This window comes from Micromonospora sp. ATLC20, assembly GCF_057196585.1.
This window is the reverse complement of the sequence record NZ_JBXUOV010000336.1, coordinates 1-2,523: the sequence shown is the minus strand read 5'-3', so window position 1 is coordinate 2,523 and position 2,523 is coordinate 1. Positions and strand designations below refer to the sequence as shown.

Below are 2,523 nucleotides of genomic sequence, written 5' to 3'. Positions count from 1 at the left end.
GGCCCGAGCAGCACCGCGAGCAGCACGGCGGCGAGCGCGGCGCACCACCGCGCGGCCGGGGCGCCGGGCGTGTGCCGTCGCGGGGTGCGGGTGGAGGGCGTGAGGAGGGGCATACCGTGCTCCGCTGCGAGGTGGTCGCCGGGGCGCGGCTGGTGGGGCACGGGCGACGTGCCCGCGCCCCACCAGGTCCGACCCGGTCGGTGAATCAGGAGAGGGTCAGGGTGAGCGTGGCGACGTAGTCGCCCGCCGCGGCGGACGCCGGGACACCGAGGTTGAGCTCGGCGCCGCAGGCGAAGACGCCGTTGCTGGTCCCGGCTCCGGCCGTGCACAGGGCGCGGGCCTCACCGAGACCGGCGCCGGGAGCGGCCACCGCACCCGGGGTGACGGCGCCGGTGGTGCCGCCCAGCGGGTCGTCCACCACGTTCGCCGTCGGCGCCCAGCCGAGGTAGTTCCCGGCGATGACGCCACCGGCGGCGGAGGTGAAGTCGGAAACCTGTCCGACCAGGCTCCAGCCGGTGCCGGCGCCGCGCAGGTCGGCCACCGTGGCCGTGTTCAGCGGCGCCCGTGCGTACTCGCCCTTGCCGACCGGCGGCAGGGCGACGTTCGCGCCGGCCACGCTCAGGCTGAGCGGGCCGCCGGTCACGGTGCTGGTGATCCGCTGCTGGGCCGAGTTCCCACCCGCCCCGGTCCGGGTGAAGGTGATCGGGGTGAACGTGTCCTGGCGGCGGTCGGCCGAACCGCGGGCGGCGAAGGTGATGACGTAGCACTGCACCTCGGTGCAGTCCACCTCGTCGCCGTTGCGGTCGGTGTAGACGGCGCTGATCGGCAGCGTCGTGGTGAAGCTGCCGTCGGCGGCCATCCGGTCCCGGGCGTCGGTCGGCTCGTTGGTCTTGTTGACCCACTTGGTGACCTGGAGGACGCCGGCGTTCGCCCAGTGCTCGTCGACCTTCGGTCCGAACGAGACGTAGATGCCCGCCCCGTTGTTGACGTCCGGGTCGAAGCCGGTGCCGCGTACGGTGACGGTCGCCCCGGCGGGGTCGAGGCCCTGGGCCGGGTCGACGGTCACCGCCGGGGTGGCGGGCGCGGTGCCGCCGGCCGTGGTGAACGTGAACGACACCGGGTCCAGCGCCTCACCGGCGGCGTAGAAGCCGTTGAACGCGCCGGCTCCCACGCTGGTGAGCGCCGCGGCGAGGTTGCTGCCGGTCACCGTGTTCCCGCTGGTGGCGGGACTGCCGGTGAGGGTGGCGATGGTGGCCTGCTTGACCGAGACCGGCTCGGTCATCGTGGTGGCCAGGTCGACGTCCGCCTTCAGCGACGCGGTGCCGCCGGAGACTGCGACCGTCGGGTTGGCCAGCGTGATGGTCAGCAGGTGCGCCGGGTACGAGAACACCACGGTGCCGCCGTACGTGGCGTTCGTCGTACCGGCGGCGGCGTCGTGCGTGCCGCCGGTCGACGGGAACGTGAACGTGCCGTCGGCGTTGACACTGGCGCCGTCGCTGACAGCGATCGGCGGGTCCCCGTTGCCGGCCTTGACGTAGTTGCGGAAGCTGGCCTTGAAACCCCAGGTCAGGCTGCCACTGGCGATCTCGGCCTCGACCGCCGAGGCGGGTCCGGTGCCCACGAGCGCGCTCGACACGCCGAAGGCGAGCACCGCCGCCCAGCGCATCGACCGGAGGGCTCCGGCTCTGGATCTGAACATGCTGTTCCTCTCGGGAGGGGAAGCGAAGGTATTAGGTTAGGCAAACCTAAGATGATCGGGTGATCCGCGAAGCGTCTCAAGATCTTCAGCCGAACGGACCCCTTGCCACCTGCGCGTTTGCCACTTAGGTTAGCCAAACCTAAGCAACTGCTCGGCCGGTGCGCCCGGCCGGACCTGTCGTGTGAGGAGCCCGATGCGAGCACGGCGCCGCACCATCTGGACCACCGTTCTGCTCACCGCCGCCGTCGTCGCCACGCCCGCGCCGGCCCACGCCGGCACCGCCACCGGCAGCGGCGGTCAGAAGCTCACCGTCACCCCGAGCACCGGCCTGAGCCGCTCCGGCGCCACCGTGTCCGTCTCCGGGCGCGGCTACGACGTCGACAAGGGCATCTACGTCGCGTACTGCGTCGACAACGGACCGGGCGTGGCGGCCACCCCGTGCGGCGGCGGCGCCGACACCACCGGCAGCCTCGGCGCCTCGCAGTGGATCTCGTCGAACCCGCCCGCCTACGCCGAGGGCCTGACCAAGCCGTACGGCCCCGGCGGCTCCTTCTCGGTGACGGTCAAGGTGACCCCCACCATCGGCGACGTCGACTGCACCGTCCGGCGGTGCGCGGTCGTCACCCGCGCCGACCACACCCGGCCCTCCGACCGGTCCCAGGACGTACGGGTGCCGGTCACCTTCGCCGCGGGCGCCACGAGCGCCCCGCCGAAGGCCGGCCCGGCGCCGAAGGCGACCACGCCCGCCGCCACGCCCCGGACCACCACCGGACAGGACGCGCCGGCGCCGGCCGTCTCCGGCAGCGCGCCGGCCGCAGCGGGCG

The 2,523-nt window shown here is 73.6% G+C and carries 2 protein-coding genes; one reads left to right on the top strand and one right to left on the bottom strand.

The window, feature by feature from the left end; translation table 11 throughout:
- Positions 1-205 precede the first annotated feature (205 nt).
- On the bottom strand, positions 206-1,699 hold the full coding sequence (locus AC2CHG_RS31035) for an HtaA domain-containing protein (RefSeq protein WP_484526163.1): 1,494 nt from the start codon (positions 1,697-1,699) through the stop codon (positions 206-208).
- A 193-nt stretch (positions 1,700-1,892) separates the two neighbouring features.
- On the opposite strand from AC2CHG_RS31035, the gene AC2CHG_RS31030 reads away from it, so the two are divergent.
- The coding region (locus tag AC2CHG_RS31030; protein WP_484526162.1) for a neocarzinostatin apoprotein domain-containing protein at positions 1,893-2,523 on the top strand (631 nt) is incomplete at its 3' end.